The following is a 15,477-nucleotide window of genomic DNA, read 5'->3' on the forward strand; positions in this document are numbered from 1 at the left end:
CTTTTCTCACTTTCTTGGTTTATTGATTGTCAGTCGCCTCTCCGGCGTTCTTTCTCTGTCCTCTTTGTTTTTTATACTCCTCTGGACCCCCCCGTGATCTATGGTTTGCAGGTCGTGGGCAGCTTCAGTTGTGTATAAGAGACCGGCGATAGCCTGAGGGCACTGCCTTCGGCTTCAACCGGATCCGGCTGACCCTCGGCCGTTTCCTGGCCCTGGGTCTTGAGTTCCAGCTCGCCGGAGACATCCTGCGTACGGCGATCGCGCCCTCGTACACGGAGATCGGCCAGCTGGCCGCGATCGCCGCGATCCGGACCGGGCTGAACTACTTCCTCGGCCGGGAGATCGAACAGGAGCGCCAGGAGATCGAGCGGCTCTCCCCTCAGGCCGGCCCGACGGCTTCCGGAACCGCCCCGTGACCGGGCTGATGACTCAGGCCGCCGTTCTGACCACGGCGTTCGGACTGGTCAGCGCGGTCTGCGTGAGCCTGCGGCGCCGCCGGGTGCAGCCCGGCGTGGCGGTGCTGACGGACTTCCTCGTGGCCGCCGGCCTCATCCGCCTCGCAGGCCAGCCCTCGTGGGCTTCCCTCGCCACCGCCGCGGCCGTCATCGGCGTACGGATACTGGTCAACGCAGGCCTGCGAACGGGACCGAACCGGCAGCAGGTACGGCCAGGTTCCCCGTGACAGTCCGCGGCCCCGTGCCCGGACCGGGTAACGCCTCCGCACGGTGCCCGACCGGCCCCTGACGGCGGCGGTCGCGAACAAGGTGGGGTCAGCGCAAGGCGGGCGTAAGACAGACCGCGGACCGGAAGCCGTCGACTTCATCGCCCTGGACGACAGGTGTCGTCGGCTTCCGGACTCAGGTGTCGCCCCTCACGGCCGCCAGTAGTTGTTGGCGGCCGCGATCGTCTGGAACTCGATGGCCACCACCTGCGTGGCGTGCATGAGGCTTTCCGGGGTGGTGGAGTAATTCGGTCGGCCACCCTTCAGCACGTCCAGATCGGGCTGGATGTTGTGAACGGTGTGACGGGCCAGCGTCAGAGCCAGTGCCCGTCCCTCTTCCGGAGAACTCGTGATCAGGGAGTTGCCGGGGACCAGGACCAAGCCCTCTTCGGGTACGCGGTCCATGACGCCACTGCGGCCTCCGACCTGAGCCCGGACGGGCCCTGACACGCTTCACGGAGACGAAGGAGTGACCGAACCGAATCAGGAGTCCACCGCGCGCCGGATTGAGGAGGGGTCAGAAACCGACTGTGGTCTCAAAAGAGTCGCGGTCCCGCGCCAACTGGTACCAGCGATCGGCGAGTACGTCGGGGTCTCCCTCACCCGTGCCGGGCACGATCGGCAGACCGATGGACAGGTGCCCGACCCAGACGCCCTCACCTGCGAGATCAGCGTGGAGTCCGCGCGCCCAGGAACGCAGGCCGGACAGCGCGATGCCGCTGTTGCTCATGCCCGGTATGGGCAGTACGGCGGTGGTGCCGGTGGTGAACAGCAGCGCGCCGTCGCCGGCTTCGCGCATGCCCGGCAGGACCGCCGCGGCGGCGGTGAGCGCGCCGCCGACGAGCATGTCGAACATCGGGCGCACCGATTCGGCAGTGGTTTCCGCCGCGGCGGTGAAGCCCAGCGCCTTGAGGTCCGGGACCTCACCTGCCGTCGCGGGGAAGGTGGGGGCCGGGCTGTAGGACAGGACGCCGATCCTGCCCAGATCGGCTGCCGCCTTGTCCAGCGCGCTCGTCAGGGAGTCCGCGTCGGTCACGTCGGCGGGATAGGCGCGTGCCGAGACGCCCTCGGCGTCCAGGCCGTCGCGGATGCCCTCCAGCTTGTCGGCGTTACGGGAGATCAGGGCGACAGGGTGCCCGGCGGTGCCGAAGCGGCGGGCGATTGCCCGGCCCAGACCGGGACCGGCGCCGACTACTGCGACGGCGGGAAGGGCGGGAACGGCGGAAGACATGCCTCTACCTCGATTGCTTACGATGAGTGCGTAACCCCACCGTAGGGATGTATCGGCAACCTCACAAAAGGCACATTGATGTTCGCAAAGCACACCGGCCATCCTGACCAGATCTCCGACATCACGCCGCACCCGTGCGAAACCTGGCCCGACAACGGCCGCGGATTCCGGGAGACCCTCGACCGGATCGGTGACAAGTGGTCGGTCCTGGTCATCGGCATCCTCAGCCAGGGACCCCTGCGCTTCGGCATCCTGCACCAGCGTGTCCCCGGCGTCTCCCAACGCATGCTCACTCTGACCCTGCGCCACCTCGAACGCGACGGCATCGTCTCCCGCACCGTCTACGCCGAAGTCCCCCCGCGCGTCGAATACCAGCTCACCCCGCTCGGAGAGAGCCTGCGCGAGACCGTCCGCGCCCTGGCCCAGTGGGTCACCGACCACAACGACGAGATCGAGGACTCGCGCCGCAACTACGACACCCGCTGACCCCACGCCCACTCCGGCAGGACACCCGGGACCGAGCGCATCCCTTCCCCAGGACGACTGCGGGCAGTCGGCAAAGCTGTAGCGGCCCGGGCAGTTGAGGTTGACGTGCTTGAACGGGGAGGGGCAGGCCACGTCCTAGTCCAGCGCAGGGTTCTGGCGATCCGTCCGTACTCCGTGAACGCCTGCCCCAAGAGCGTGCGGTGCCCCTCGCGCCGCCGGCACCAACGAGCGATCAAAGGGCAAATGTTGACGGTCGAAGGCGCCGAACCGCGGCCCTCGTCGAAGAGACCTCGAAGGTCTGGTGCCAACGAGGCATCCGCCCGGCACGCGCGCGACCGTCACCGTCCCGTGAGGCCTGCTGCCGGGCGACGGATCAGCGGGCTCGGCTCGATGCCGACAGGACGGGAGCGCGACGACCACCGGAGAGCCGCAGCCGCAGCCGCAGCCGCAGCTGCCCGCGCGGACGCTCAGGGAGAGTTCTCGCTGTCGGGGTGGTACTTGCGCAGTTCCTCATGGTCGGGGGCCAGATCGGCGATGACGGCCCCGAACGCGGAGGCGATGGCCTTGACCTGCTCCGGGGTGATGAGGGAGACGAAGTGGTCGCTGACATCCGCCAGGTAGTGGGGCCGAGCCTGTTCGAGTGCCGTCAGGCCCTCGTCGGTGAGGATCACGTACCAGGAGCGGCGGTCGGTGGCGAGGCGTTCCCGGATGACCAGTCCACGGCTTTCCAGCCCGTCGACCAGCCTGGTCAGGCCGCTCCGGCTGTACACCACGGAGCGGGCCAGCGCCGCCATCAGCAGTCGGCGCTCAGGCGTCTGCGCCAGTTCGGCGAGGATGCCGTAGTCGATCAGGGACAGGTTCGAGCGTTCTCGCAGACCGGCGTCGAGATGGTTCACGAGCAATGGGTGACCCTTCAGCAGTGCGAGCCAGGCGTGCTCTTGCGCGGCATCCAGGGGGCGGTTCTCATCCATGCCGGGATGATACGTCACTGGATGATTGTCGTTACAATCATTGTCCGCATGTTCTGTTCCCTCGGCTCCACCGTGGCTACCCCTGATCGTTCCCTTGTTCCGGAGCCGGTGGATCAGTGCGTCGGCACTACACCGAGACCCACAGGCCGCACCCGGTTCGCCCGCCGACGCGTCCTCGTCGAGATCGTCACGGAAGGGCTGGACAGTCCGCTGTACGAGGCCGAGGCTGGGTCGGGGCGCGCCTCCGGCACGGACGATCTCCACGGCGAGGTCACGCAGTTCGGCATCCTCGACGTCGATCAGGGCCAGTTGGCGCCGGTAGTCGCCCGCTACGCGCGGAACGACAACGTCTTCTCGACCGCCTGCTGCTGAGAACCGACGGTCGACAGAGTTCGGTCGGTGACCTCCTTCATGGACGGCCCGTTGCCGTGTACGGCGGAGTCGTCGAAGTGGACTGCTCCGTGCTTTCCGGGGAACGGATCGAGCCGTGCCAGACAAAGGGGGGTGCGGGACCAAGGCGAAGCCATGCAGGGGCGTTCGAAACCTGCCTTCTCAGCCCACGACTTCCTCCCGCCACAGTCGGTGCAGGAGCGCGTAGTTCTCGATGGTGAGGACGACGCCCTCACGGATGTCCTTGCCGTGAGATAGCCGAGTACCGCGGTCGGGGAGGAGGCCACGAACGGCAGGCTGTGGTGCTCGACCGTGGCGAAGACGTCCAGATCTGCCTTCTCGGCCTGCTGTGCTTTCGCTGCCATGGTCTTGAACCGTTCGGGCTCGGTGGACGCGGGGATCGCCGGCCTGATGGGGAGTGTGCGTCGTGTCCCTCGGCAGGGGCACGAGTCCGGTAGGCGCGCGGACTGGGCGTGGATCACCGGTCGTAGGCGAGCCTGGCCTGGCGGGGCACCTTGCCGAACAGGCCGGGACGCAGCCACCCGTCCGGGCCCGAGTCCGACATCGTCGCGTCTTCGGGCGGAGCGGCTCCGGTGAAGTCCATGTCACGGATCACGCTGTCCTCGACCAGGACCATTCCGGGTCCGCCGACGTCGGTTCCGTCGAAGACATGTCCCGCCCGTTGCGCGTGAAAGCCGTTCTGCACGGCTGTCACCGCCAAGAGACGCATGCCGTGGGAGGAGATCTGGTGGTCATCGAGGCGGGGCACATGCAGCGCTGAGGGCGGTGACGAGTTGACCGGTGCACGCGGTACGCGCGTACTCGCGGAAGAGCCCCGTGGGCTTGGACCGGTGCCGACCTCCATGGCGCGAGTCGCAGTACCTCCGAGGGTGCTGGCGAGTCGTCAGTTCTGTGAACGCGGCCTCGGGGTGACGACCCCACCCTTTTCGCTCCCGAAAACAATGAGGTCGGTTTAATGCTAATCGCGGTATGCCTTGTGCTAATTCCCCTGTTGGTGGAGTGGAAGCATGCGATTGATTCATTCCCGCCCTATTGACACCGCGTCGCGGAACTTAATAGCCTGATCAAAATTCCTGGATTTAAACGATTCAATCATTCCCTGACGCGTTAGGTGACGTCTGTGGATCGCATAGATGAATCGTTTCATAAATCCCGCTCATTCCCTCCCGCACAGAGGATGCCGCAATGAATCATCTTCACGAACACCCCGGGTCTGACAACGGACCCCGCAGGTACAGTCGCCGAGCAGTGACTTCCATGGCGCTGGGGCTCGTTGGGGCAACCGTGGTGAACAGCGTCGTGTCCGCGGGCCCGGCCTCGGCCGCACCGTCGGCGAGCGCACGCTGGATCTGGTCCCCGGCCAGCTCCCCCAACCAGTGGGTGGCGTTCCGCAAGACGTTCACCCTGGACGGGGCGCCCGGCTCCGCCGTCACGGCGATCGCCGTGGACAGCAAGTACTGGCTGTGGGTCAACGGGCAGCTGGTCACGTTCGAGGGCGGTCTCAAGCGGGGTCCTGCGCCGAACGACACGTACTACGACGAGATCGACCTGGCCCCGTACCTGAGCAGTGGCAGGAACACCGTCGCGATCCTCGCCTGGTACTTCGGCAAGAGCGCCTTCTCGCACAAGGACAGCGGACAGGGCGGCCTGTTGTTCTCGTCCTCGATCACGGCCGGCGCTTCGACCACCACCTTGGTCAGCGACACCTCGTGGCGGGTCACACCGCACGCCGGATACAAGAACAACACCGCTGGGGGCCAGCCGAGTTACCGCATCCCCGAAGGCAACGTGTACTACGACGCGCGCGACGCCACAGGCATGAAGGACTGGACTCTGCCGACGTTCTCCGACGCGGGCTGGCCGACCGCGACGGACAAGGGCGCACTCGGAGCCGCGCCATGGAACGCCCTCGCCAAGCGGCCCATCCCACCCTTCAGGTTCGGCTCCCTGACCAGGTACACCAATGACACGTCACTGCCGTCGGCCGGTCAGGGCGGTACTCCGATCGTCGCCCGGCTGCCCACCAACATCCAGATCACGCCGTACCTCAAGGTGGATGCCCCCGCCGGCGAGACCATCGGTATCCAGACCGACCACTACAACAACGACAACGGCGGCAACTCCGTCCGCGCCACCTACATCACCACCGGCGGTGTGCAGGAGTTCGAGGCGCTCGCCTGGATGAACGGCACCACCGTCGAGTACACGATCCCCGGCTCGGTGACGATCCTGGAGCTGTCCTACCGGGAGAGCGGGTATCCGACGGACTTCGTCGGTTCGTTCCGGAGCAGCGACCCGTACTTCGACGTCCTGTGGCAGAAGGCAGCCCGCACCATGTACGTCAACCTGCGCGACACCTACCTGGACTGCCCGGACCGGGAGCGTGGGCAGTGGTGGGGCGATGCCGTCCACCAGTTCCGGCAGGGCTTCTACACCTTCGACACCCGCGTGTACGCCATGACCAGGAAGGCGATCGACAACCTGGTCGCCTGGCAGAAGCCCAACGGTCCGCTGTTCTCGCCGATACCGGGCACCTGGGCGTCGGAGCTGCCGTTGCAGTCGCTGGCCGCCATCTGGTCGTTCTGGGAGTACTACACGTACACGGGTGACGCCGACGCGATCACCCACACCTACCCGGCGGTCAAGAAGTACCTCGACCTCTACACACTGGACTCCGCCGGGCTCGTCAACCACCGTGCCGGCGACTGGGACTGGCCCGACTGGGGCAACAACTTCGACAAGCGCGTCCTGGACAACGCCTGGTACTACATGGCCCTGGACACCACCATCAAGCTGGCCGCCCTCAGCGGCAACGACGCCGATGTGGCCGGCTGGGAGGCGCGGAAGAAGAGCATCTCCGACAACTTCAACCGGGTCCTGTGGGACACCGCGCGCCAGGAGTACCGCTCACCGGGATACACCGGGGACACCGACGACCGGGGCAACGCCCTGGCCGTCGTGGCCGGACTCGCGAGGGCCGCCGACCACCAGGCGATCAACACGGTCCTCACCAGACACTTCAACTCCAGCCCGTACATGGAGTTCTACGTGCTGGAGGCGCTGTACCGGATGGGCTTCCCGCACACCGCCGAGGCCCGGATGAAGACCCGGTGGGCCGCCCAGGTGTACGACCCCGGACACACACTGTGGGAGTACTGGACCAAGGGCGGCGGCGGCACACAGAACCACGCCTGGAGCGGCGGGCCCCTGTTCGCGCTGTCCGCCTATGCCGCCGGCGTCAGGCCCACGGATCCCGGTTACACCACGTACCAGGTCGTCCCCCGGATGGGCAGCCTCACAGCCCTCACGACGAAGGTGCCCAGCGTCAAAGGGATGATCACCGTCGACCTCGACCGAAAGACCAACAACCGCCTGACCATGGCGGTCACCTCGCCGTCCGGAACCCGCGCGAAGGTCGGTGTCCCCACCTTCTCGATGTCCGGTGTCACGATCAAGGCGGGCGGTACCACCGTCTACACCGGGGGGTCATCGACCGGCAGCGTCAGCGGCCTGACCTACTCCGGTAAGGACACCGACTACGTGTACTTCACCGTCGAGCCCGGCACGTGGAACTTCGACTCCACCGGATCGGGTGCCACCGCGCCGGACAATCTGGCCGAGCGCAGGACCGTCACCTCGAACAACTCCCTGGAGAACAGGGACTGGGGTGTCAACCGCCTCACGGACGGTGTCATCGCCGGTGTCTCCGGCGCGAAGGGCTACACCAGCAACCACGTCACCGCGGCGGACGTGACCGCCTCGCCCATCTGGGTCCAGGCCGATCTGGGCGCGGACTCGTTCATCGACGCAGTGCGTCTGATGCCCCGCAGCGACACCCCCGCGGTCGGTGGCGGCACGGCCGGCTTCCCGGTCGACTTCACCATTCAGACCCGGCCCGGCACCACCAGCGACTGGACGACGGTACGCACGGTCACCGGGCAGGCCAACCCCGACGGAACACCGCAGACCTACGGCTTCAGGCCCACCACCGCGCGCCATGTGCGCGTCCACGCCACCAGGCTGGGCAGCCCCGCCAACGACGAGCCGGAGAAGTACCGCCTGCAACTCGCCGAACTGCAGGTGCCACCCGTGGCTCGGACAGTGACGGCCGACAACCCCCTCTTCAACAATGACTGGCACCCGATGTACGTCCTGGACGGGAACACCACGAGCGTCGCCGGCGCCCGTGGCTACACCAGTAACCCCGTGAAGTCCGCGGACATCAGCGGCAACCCCACCTGGTTGCAGGTCGACCTCGGGGCCGACCGGCCGATCCGCAGTCTCGTCCTGTACCCGCGCACCGGCACCGGGGGAGTCGGTGGCGGCAGCGCGGGGTTCCCGGTCGACTTCGCGGTCCAGACGCGGCCGCACGGCAGTGGTGACTGGACCACGGTACGGGCGGTCACCGGGCAGGCGAATCCGGCTGGAGTCGCACAGACCTACACCCTCACCGACAGTACGGCCCGTCATCTCCGCATCCTGGTGACCCGGTTGGGCGCCCCGGCTGCGGACGAGACGACCAACTACCGGTTGCAGCTCGCGGAGTTGCGCGTCGGCTGACCGGTGTGTGGGGGCCGTCGTGGACGGCCCCCACACCACAGCCCGGGCCCGGGCCACGGATCCGCAGAGAAGCGGCAGAGGAACAACGAGGAACGACGGTGTATATCAGTGCGCATGGAACAGCCACCAGTGGCCCGAGCGCGGGGCCTGTTCTTCCTCACTCACGGAGCGCAGGCGTATGCCGGGCCCTACCTCCACGAGGGCGACTTCGCGCTGCACACCCACAGCTATGTGGAGGTCGTCGTCGTCATCGAGGGTGAGGGGGTCCATCTCTCTCCGGCCGGGCGCCGGACGCTACAGGTCGGGGACGTACTCGTGCTGCGTCCCGGGCTGTGGCACGGCTACGAGGGCTGCCGTCAGCTCACCGTCTACAACTGCTGCTTCAGTGCGGACCTCCTGCTGCGGGAACTCGCGTGGATGCGGGAGGACCCGTTGCTCGGCCATCTGCTGTGGCGGGGCCCACGCGCTGTGGACCGAAAGGGTCTGTTGAGCTTCCGTCTCGGGGCGCCCGCCCTGCAGGAGTGCCTGCCGCATCTGGACGCCCTGAACGCGCTGCGGCACGCGCCCGTCCGGCTGCGTCGAGGGGACCTCGTCGGCCGTCTGACCCTTCTTCTCAGCGCCCTGGCGCGCGTGGCGGTCGTGACACTGCCGAACGGCGCGCAGGAGAGCGCCCGGACGCACCCGGCGGTGGCCCAGGCCATGCGGTTGCTGGAGTCCCGGCCCGCGCAGCCCTGGACGGTGTCCGAACTGGCCGCCGATCTGCATGTGTCGGCGGGGTACCTGGCCCGGCGCTTCAAGTCGGTCACCGGCCTGCCGCCGATGGCCTATCTGTCCCAGCACCGAGCCGCGATGGCCTCGGACCTGCTGCTGCACACCGATCTGTCCGTCAGCCACGTCGGCCGTGAGGTCGGCTGGCCGGACGCGAACCTGTTCGCCCGCCGCTTCCGTGCCCACACCGGCATGAGTCCGTCCGACTACCGCAGGCGTTTTATGGACGCATCGTGAACCTCCGTGGACAGCCGGGACTCGTGTGCCCGCAGCCGGTTCCTAGCACCCGACGCACCAGGGCTAGCACGAAACAGACCTTGCCCAAGCTCACTCGGTGGAAACGGCAGTACCCATAGGCACTCTTCCGATCTCCTCCAAGTGACCGAGGGCCTCCACCTGTGGGTTCCGCGCGTGGCAGGCACGTGGGGCTTCGCCAATGCCTGCTCGTGGCCTCCGGCGCGGAGGCGGCTCTGGTGGACACTCCGTACGGCGAGCCACTCACCCGGCAGTTGCTGGACGCGGCGCAGGGCGGGTCCTGCCGGCCGGGACGACGCCGCAGACCGTGGTGCTCACGCACGCCAACGGCGACCACTCTGCACGGGAGCGGGAGCGGGAGCGCCTACCTCGACGGCGCGGAAGTGATCAGCACCGAGGCGAGCCTCGCCCATCTGTGCGCCGAGCCGACGTCGCAGCAGATGCGTCAGCTCACCCACCACACGTCCACGCAGGAGCCGCTCGGCTGGTACATGCGCCGTCACTTCGGCAGCTTCCCAGAGCGAGCTCCTCAACGGGACACCTCGGAACCGGACCCGGTCGGTCTCGCCCGGCAAGCCGCGCAGTGGGCCTACGACCACCGCCGCACGGCGACGGTTCCGCCTCCGTGAACCGCGCCGTTCTCAGTGAAGTCGGTGGGTGCCTTGGGCGTTCCGGTCGCGAAGTGGGGTGAGGACGCACGGCCCGGCCGGATGAGGGTCAGAACGCTCGACGATCAGGCCGTTACGGACCCGGAAGAGGTCCACGACGGCGTTGGCCCGGTCGTCGGGGCTGGCCCTGTCGTTGTTGTTGACGGCGACGAGGTCGCCCTCGGCGATGACGCGCTTGGGGAACTGTGACGGCGTTCGGGAACTGCTCGAAGTAGGGCGTGTGGACGCGCTCACCTGAACGGCGACGGGCGCGCCCGTACGGTCAGGTGCCGAGTGCCTTGAGCTGAAGGGCCAGTACCAGCCGTACGTCGGAGTCGCCCAGGTCGATTCCCGCCGCCTCCTCGATCTTGCCCAGGCGGTAGCGCAGGGTGTTGGTGTGGACGTGCAGTTCCTCAGCCGCACCACGGACATTGCCCTGGTGCTTCAGCCAGGCGCTCAGTGTCGGCACGTACTCGGTGCCGTGGGCGGCGTCCTGTTCCTTCAGGCGCCGCAGGGGCGTGACGCTCTCCAGGTCGGCCACGACCGCCGGTTCCAGGACCCGGACGAGGGCCGCGCGGGCCCAGCAGTCGTCGAAGGCGAGCGGATCGCCGGGCCCGGGGGTCAGCCGGGCGACGGCCAGAGCCCGTTCGGCCTCCTTCCGGGAGCGCGGCAGCTCACTCTGGCCGTGCGCCACCGCGCCGACGCCCGCGTGCACCGGCATACGGTCACGGCCCGCACCGCCGAGCAGATCCCGCAGCCAGGAGAGGACCAGTTCGGCGGAGGACTCGCGGGGCCGGGCGACCGTGAGGACGAGATACCAGAGGTTGGACAACTGGCCCGCGTGGACGGTGAGTTCGGGCCCCCTTTGGGTCAACGCGAGCCCTTGCTCAAGGCGGGAGCGGGTCACCGCCCGTTCGGCCGGGTCGTGCGGGGCGAGGGCCAGCGCCGCGACCCAGTGGGCTCCGGGCGGCAGCTCCACCGCGTCGGCGGCGCCTGTCACCGCGGGGCTGCCGTGCAGCAGCACGGCCAGCTGCTCCATCTCGACGCGATGGCCCCGGTAGTCCTCGGTGCGGCGGCGCATGAGCTGGAGGGAGACCCGGTGCGCGACCTGGGCGAAGGCGGTCGTCCCGCGCTCGTCGGGCCGGTCGACCACGGCCCACATCGTGCCCAGCGCGAAGCTTCCGGCGCGCAGCCCCACCGCGAGCCGGTCGGCGGCGCCCTCGCCGATTCCCCGGACGGGGACGGGGGAGTCACTGCGGGCGATCTCCTGGGGGACGCCGTGCGCGGCGAGAGCACGGCCGAAGTCGGCCGGGGCCCGCCGGTTCATCAGGGTCTCGGTCCGTACGGCGTCGCCGCCCCGCTGGTCGCTGGAGTAGGCCAGAAGCCAGCCGCGCGTGTCCTCGACGGTCACCGGACCCCCGACGGCCGTGGCCGCGAGATCGGCGAGCGCGAAGAGGTCACCGGTCCGGTCGTCGTCGGTCTCGGACCGTCCGGCGTGTTCGGTGATCGTGCCCTGGACCAGTGCCGCCGCCTGTAGCCAGTCGATGCCGTCGTCCAGGATCAGCACCCCGCAGCCGTGTTCGGCGGCGGCGCCGAGCACCTCGGTGTCGTCCTCCACCCGGCACTTGACGGCCAGCGCGGCGACGCTGCCGCGCAGGGTGCGCAGCAGGTTGGTGATCGGCGCCGCCTCGTGCGTGCCGACGGCCAGGACGACCTCGCCGAGCGCCGGGGACTGCGCGTCCGAGGGCTCGTGGATGCGCACGCTGTCGACCGCGAGCGAGGGCTCGGGGAGCAGTACGGCGCGCAGCACGTCGCTGCCCAGGGCCGTGGCCAGTGAGTCGAGGGTGCCGCTCATCGGAGGGCTCCTGTCGGATGCGTTGTCTGCGAGGTCGGGAGTCTCGGCCGGGTCTGTCGGCCGGGTTTGTCGGCACGGTCATCGAGACCGTCATCGGGACGGCCTCGCCGGGGGTGTCAGATCGCTGTCATGCCGCCGTCGGCGACCACCGCGGACCCGGTCATGAACGTCGAGAGGTCGGAGGCGAGGAACAGGGCGACCGACGCGATCTCGTCCGGTCTGCCCTCGCGTCCGATGGGCTGCCAGTCCGGCAGTCCGTCGCGGACGGCCTCGATACCGCCCATGCGCTCGGCGTGCGCGAGGTTGATGGGGGTGTCGACCCAGCCGGGGCAGACGCAGTTGCAGCGCACGCCCCGGGTGGCGAAGTCGCGGGCGACGGCCTTGGTCAGCATCAGCACACCGCCCTTGCTCGCGGTGTACCCGGCCAGAACGGGTTCGGCGACCAGGCTGTTGACTGAGCCCATGTTGATGATCGAGCCGCCGCCGGCCCGCAGCAGCGCGGGTACGGCGTACTTGCAGCCGAGGAAGACCCCGCGCAGGTTGACCGCCAGCATGCGGTCGAAATCCTCGACCGACGTCTCCAGGACGTTGCCGGGGATGGAGACGGCCGCGTTGTTGACCATGGTGGTGAGCCGGCCCCAGGTCCGCTCGGCCGTCTCGACGGCCGCGGCGACATCGGCCGGATCGGAGACGTCCGCGCGCAGCGGCACCACCGCCCCCGGATCCGTGCACAGCTCGGCCGTACGGGCCGCCCCCGCCTCGTCGATGTCCGCCGCCACGACCCTCGCCCCGGCCGCCACGAAACCACGGGTGATGGCCCGGCCGATCCCGCTGGCGGCGCCGGTGACGACGGCGACCTTCCCGGTCAGGTCGATCACTCCGGACCACCCATCCGTTCAGAACATTCCACGGCGCGGGCCAGAGAGTATTGGGCAATTGTCCAATGACACGATGCTGTGCTCACCGCAGCATTGTGGCATCCCCGGTCGGACACAGAGGCCTGTGGACCGACCGTGATTGGGGAATCGACCAAAGAGCACAACCGGAAGAGGCTCCATGACCACCCCACCTCCCCGCACGACCGAGGGCCGGGTCGCCGGCAAGGTCTGCATCGTCACCGGCGCCGGCTCCGGTATCGGCAGGGCCACCGCCCACCGGCTGGCCGAGGAGGGCGGACGGGTGCTGTGCGCGGACCTGTCGGCCGACGCCGCCGCGCACACCGCGGCCGAGATCACCGAGGCCGGCGGGACAGCCGAGCCCCACACGGTCGACGTGTCCTCCAGCGCCGCCGTGGACGGCATGGTCCGGGCCACCGTCGCGCTGTGGGGACGGGTCGACGTGCTGGTCAACAACGCCGGAGTGAATCTGCCGGGGCTGCTGCACGAGGTCCCGGACGACATCATCGACCGGACGCTGGACGTGAACGTCAAGGGCCAGCTGTACGGCTGCCGGGCGGTCATCCCGCACATGCTGGCGCAGGGCGGCGGGTCGATCGTCAACATCTCCAGCGTGAACGGGCTTGTCAGCGAGCCCTTCCTCACGGTCTACTCTGCGTCCAAAGGTGCGAGCGTGATGCTGACCAAGGGTGTCGCGCTCGACTACGCCAAGCAGAACATCCGCTGCAACGTCATCTGCCCGGGCTGGGTCGACACCCCCATCAACCACGCCCACGCCGAACTCCTCGGTGGGCTCCAACAGGTGTACGACACCATCGACTCCTTCCAGCCGATCGGCCGGCCCGGCGAGCCACGCGAGATCGCCAACGTGGCACTCTTCCTCGCCTCCGACGAGGCCAGCTTCATGACGGGCAGCGTCGTCGCCGTCGACGGCGGCATGACCTCCCAGTAGCCCTCCGTCCTCACCCGCAGCCGTACCCCCGTCCCCCTCTCCTCCGGCACACCAGAACAAGGGGTTTCCATGGCTTCCGACACAGCAGGGCAGGGCGAGCCGACCCTGGACAGACCGCACGAGGCGAGCGACGACGAGGCCCGCCTCCACGCCCTGGGCTATGCCCAGGAGCTGGAGCGCAGCATGTCGCCGTTCTCCAACTTCGCCGTCTCCTTCACCATCATCTGCATCCTCTCCGGGTGCATGACGCTGTACGGCTTCGGCATGAACACCGGCGGCCCGGCCGTCATGGTGTGGGGCTGGCCGATCGTCGGCCTGCTCACCCTCACCGTGGGCCTCGGCATGGCGGAGGTCTGCTCCAGCTATCCGACCGCCGGCGGCCTCTACTACTGGGCCGCCAAGCTCGCCAAGAGCAACGGCCCGGCCTGGGCCTGGTTCACCGGCTGGTTCAACTTCCTCGGCCAGGTCGCCGTCACCGCCGGCATCGACTTCGGTCTCGCCCAGTTCCTCAACGCCTTCCTGGACCTCCAGTTCGGCTTCGCCGCCACCCCCGGCCACACCGTCCTGCTGTTCGGCATCGTCCTGCTCGTCCACGCCCTGCTGAACGTGCGCGGGGTCAGGGTCGTCGCCCTGCTCAACAACATCAGCGTCTGGTGGCAGGTCATCGGCGTCGCCGTCGTCGTCCTGGCGTTGGTCGTCTTCCCCGGCAAGCACCAGTCCGCGGGCTTCGTCTTCGGCCACTTCGTCAACAACACGGGCTGGGGCTCGGGCCTCTACGTCTCGCTCCTGGGCCTGCTGCTCGCCCAGTACACCCTCACCGGCTTCGACGCCTCCGCCCACATGACCGAGGAGACCCATGACGCCGCCCGCTCCGGGCCGCGCGGCATCGTCAACTCCATCATCGTGTCGCTGGTCGCGGGCTGGATCCTGCTCATCGGCGTCACCTTCGCCATCCAGTCCTACGACGGCGCACTCGGCAGCAGCACCGGAGTGCCCCCGGTGCAGATCTTCCTCGACGCGCTCGGCGCGACCGGCGGCAAGCTGCTCCTGCTCATCGTCATCGGCGCCCAGTTCTTCTGCGGCATGTCGTCGGTGACCGCCAACTCCCGCATGATCTACGCCTTCTCCCGCGACGGGGCCCTGCCCGGCTCCCGCATCTGGCACAAGATCAGCGACCACACCCGCACCCCGACCAACGCGGTCTGGCTCGCCTCCGGCGGCGCCTTCCTGCTCGGCCTGCCCTACCTGATCAACCCCACCGCGTACGCCGCCGTGACGTCCATCGCCGTCATCGGACTGTTCATCGCGTACGTCATCCCCATCTACCTGCGGCTGCGCCAGGGCGACGACTTCGAACCCGGCCCCTGGCAGCTGGGCCGCTGGAGCAAGCCCATCTCGGTCATCGCCGTCGGCTGGGTCGGCTTCGTCACCGTCCTGTTCATGCTCCCGCAGGTCAGCCCGGTCACGACGAAGACCTTCAACTACGCGCCCGTGGCGGTGCTGGTGGTCCTGGGGTTCGCCGGGGTCTGGTGGCTGGTGTCGGCCCGCAACTGGTTCAACGGCCCGAAGGTCCAGGGCTCCGCGGACGAACTCGCCGCCATCGAGCGCGACCTCAAGGGCAGCTGACCGCACACCGCCGTCGGGCCCGGGTTGCAGGGAAGGAGACCTCCTGCGCCCGGGCCCGACGAGCGGTGTTCACTGCACCGGCCAGGACCCGCAACAGG

14 protein-coding genes and 2 pseudogenes are annotated in these 15,477 nt (G+C 68.6%); 9 read left to right on the forward strand and 7 right to left on the reverse strand.

Annotation, left to right across the window (positions count from 1 at the left end):
- Nucleotides 1–170 precede the first annotated feature (170 nt).
- A pseudogene (locus HLK59_RS09495) lies at nt 171–416 on the forward strand (DUF1622 domain-containing protein); the annotation flags it as partial.
- Nucleotides 413–682, forward strand: coding sequence for a DUF1622 domain-containing protein (locus HLK59_RS09500; protein WP_171140876.1), 270 nt, complete (start codon nt 413–415; stop codon nt 680–682). The pseudogene HLK59_RS09495 and the gene HLK59_RS09500, both read left to right, overlap by 4 nt.
- A gap of 189 nt (nt 683–871) precedes the next feature.
- On the opposite strand, the gene HLK59_RS09505 is transcribed toward HLK59_RS09500, so the two are convergent.
- Together HLK59_RS09505 and HLK59_RS09510 are read right to left on the reverse strand one after the other, a co-directional pair.
- Entirely contained in the window at nt 872–1,126 is a 255-nt protein-coding gene (locus tag HLK59_RS09505; RefSeq protein ID WP_171140877.1) for a hexameric tyrosine-coordinated heme protein, read from the reverse strand.
- Between the two features lie 112 nt (nt 1,127–1,238).
- A complete protein-coding gene (locus HLK59_RS09510) occupies nt 1,239–1,952 on the reverse strand; it encodes an SDR family oxidoreductase (protein ID WP_171140878.1) in 714 nt (237 codons plus the stop codon).
- Nucleotides 1,953–2,030: 78 nt separating this feature from the next.
- Between HLK59_RS09510 and HLK59_RS09515 the strand changes: the two genes are divergently transcribed.
- Nucleotides 2,031–2,438 carry a helix-turn-helix domain-containing protein gene (locus HLK59_RS09515; RefSeq protein WP_171140879.1) on the forward strand — a complete coding sequence of 136 codons (408 nt, stop codon included), beginning with the start codon at nt 2,031–2,033 and terminating at the stop codon, nt 2,436–2,438.
- 467 nt (nt 2,439–2,905) lie between these two features.
- Here HLK59_RS09515 and HLK59_RS09520 read toward each other — a convergent pair whose 3' ends face one another.
- From HLK59_RS09520 to HLK59_RS09535, 3 genes and pseudogenes are all read right to left on the reverse strand, one after another.
- The gene (locus HLK59_RS09520; protein WP_171140880.1) at nt 2,906–3,409 is read right to left on the reverse strand and encodes a MarR family transcriptional regulator; all 504 of its coding nucleotides are present in this window, start codon (nt 3,407–3,409) and stop codon (nt 2,906–2,908) included.
- A gap of 294 nt (nt 3,410–3,703) precedes the next feature.
- Nucleotides 3,704–4,212 (reverse strand): annotated as a pseudogene (locus tag HLK59_RS09530) (LLM class flavin-dependent oxidoreductase); the annotation flags it as partial.
- A gap of 65 nt (nt 4,213–4,277) precedes the next feature.
- A complete protein-coding gene (locus HLK59_RS09535; protein WP_206326964.1) occupies nt 4,278–4,529 on the reverse strand; it encodes a hypothetical protein in 252 nt (83 codons plus the stop codon).
- A gap of 575 nt (nt 4,530–5,104) precedes the next feature.
- Here HLK59_RS09535 and HLK59_RS09540 point away from each other — a divergent pair.
- From HLK59_RS09540 to HLK59_RS52330, 4 genes are all read left to right on the forward strand, one after another.
- Nucleotides 5,105–8,380, forward strand: a complete 3,276-nt coding sequence (locus tag HLK59_RS09540; RefSeq protein ID WP_346779680.1) for a discoidin domain-containing protein — start codon at nt 5,105–5,107, stop codon at nt 8,378–8,380.
- Nucleotides 8,381–8,494: 114 nt separating this feature from the next.
- The gene (locus HLK59_RS09545) at nt 8,495–9,385 is read left to right on the forward strand and encodes an AraC family transcriptional regulator (protein ID WP_171140882.1); all 891 of its coding nucleotides are present in this window, start codon (nt 8,495–8,497) and stop codon (nt 9,383–9,385) included.
- A 236-nt stretch (nt 9,386–9,621) separates the two neighbouring features.
- Nucleotides 9,622–10,032, forward strand: coding sequence for a hypothetical protein (locus HLK59_RS09550; RefSeq protein ID WP_171140883.1), 411 nt, complete (start codon nt 9,622–9,624; stop codon nt 10,030–10,032).
- Nucleotides 10,033–10,065: 33 nt separating this feature from the next.
- Nucleotides 10,066–10,260, forward strand: a complete 195-nt coding sequence (locus HLK59_RS52330) for a hypothetical protein (RefSeq protein ID WP_171140884.1) — start codon at nt 10,066–10,068, stop codon at nt 10,258–10,260.
- Nucleotides 10,261–10,333: 73 nt separating this feature from the next.
- Here the strand turns inward: HLK59_RS52330 and HLK59_RS09560 are convergent, their stop codons facing one another.
- Together HLK59_RS09560 and HLK59_RS09565 are read right to left on the reverse strand one after the other, a co-directional pair.
- Nucleotides 10,334–11,905: a PucR family transcriptional regulator gene (locus HLK59_RS09560; protein WP_171140885.1), complete on the reverse strand. Its 1,572-nt coding sequence runs from the start codon at nt 11,903–11,905 to the stop codon at nt 10,334–10,336.
- Nucleotides 11,906–12,021: 116 nt separating this feature from the next.
- Nucleotides 12,022–12,783 carry an SDR family oxidoreductase gene (locus HLK59_RS09565; protein ID WP_346779681.1) on the reverse strand — a complete coding sequence of 254 codons (762 nt, stop codon included), beginning with the start codon at nt 12,781–12,783 and terminating at the stop codon, nt 12,022–12,024.
- Nucleotides 12,784–12,961: 178 nt separating this feature from the next.
- Here HLK59_RS09565 and HLK59_RS09570 point away from each other — a divergent pair, with 178 nt between their 5' ends.
- Both HLK59_RS09570 and HLK59_RS09575 read left to right on the forward strand, forming a co-directional pair.
- Nucleotides 12,962–13,753: a glucose 1-dehydrogenase gene (locus HLK59_RS09570; RefSeq protein ID WP_171140886.1), complete on the forward strand. Its 792-nt coding sequence runs from the start codon at nt 12,962–12,964 to the stop codon at nt 13,751–13,753.
- Nucleotides 13,754–13,822: 69 nt separating this feature from the next.
- Entirely contained in the window at nt 13,823–15,379 is a 1,557-nt protein-coding gene (locus HLK59_RS09575) for an amino acid permease (RefSeq protein WP_240982295.1), read from the forward strand.
- The last annotated feature ends 98 nt before the right edge of the window (nt 15,380–15,477 follow it).

The sequence above is a fragment of the Streptomyces sp. S3(2020) genome (assembly GCF_013044505.1).
Lineage (GTDB): Bacteria > Actinomycetota > Actinomycetes > Streptomycetales > Streptomycetaceae > Streptomyces.

Bases quoted from the DNA above. Each gene is read 5' to 3' on its own strand.
- HLK59_RS09505 (WP_171140877.1), bottom strand. From the start codon at position 1,126: ATGGACCGCGTACCCGAAGAGGGCTTGGTCCTGGTCCCCGGCAACTCC.
- HLK59_RS09510 (WP_171140878.1), bottom strand. From the start codon at position 1,952: ATGTCTTCCGCCGTTCCCGCCCTTCCCGCCGTCGCAGTAGTCGGCGCC.
- HLK59_RS09515 (WP_171140879.1), top strand. From the start codon at position 2,031: ATGTTCGCAAAGCACACCGGCCATCCTGACCAGATCTCCGACATCACG.
- HLK59_RS09520 (WP_171140880.1), bottom strand. From the start codon at position 3,409: ATGGATGAGAACCGCCCCCTGGATGCCGCGCAAGAGCACGCCTGGCTC.
- HLK59_RS09535 (WP_206326964.1), bottom strand. From the start codon at position 4,529: ATGCGTCTCTTGGCGGTGACAGCCGTGCAGAACGGCTTTCACGCGCAA.
- HLK59_RS09545 (WP_171140882.1), top strand. From the start codon at position 8,495: ATGGAACAGCCACCAGTGGCCCGAGCGCGGGGCCTGTTCTTCCTCACT.
- HLK59_RS09560 (WP_171140885.1), bottom strand. From the start codon at position 11,905: ATGAGCGGCACCCTCGACTCACTGGCCACGGCCCTGGGCAGCGACGTG.
- HLK59_RS09570 (WP_171140886.1), top strand. From the start codon at position 12,962: ATGACCACCCCACCTCCCCGCACGACCGAGGGCCGGGTCGCCGGCAAG.
- HLK59_RS09575 (WP_240982295.1), top strand. From the start codon at position 13,823: ATGGCTTCCGACACAGCAGGGCAGGGCGAGCCGACCCTGGACAGACCG.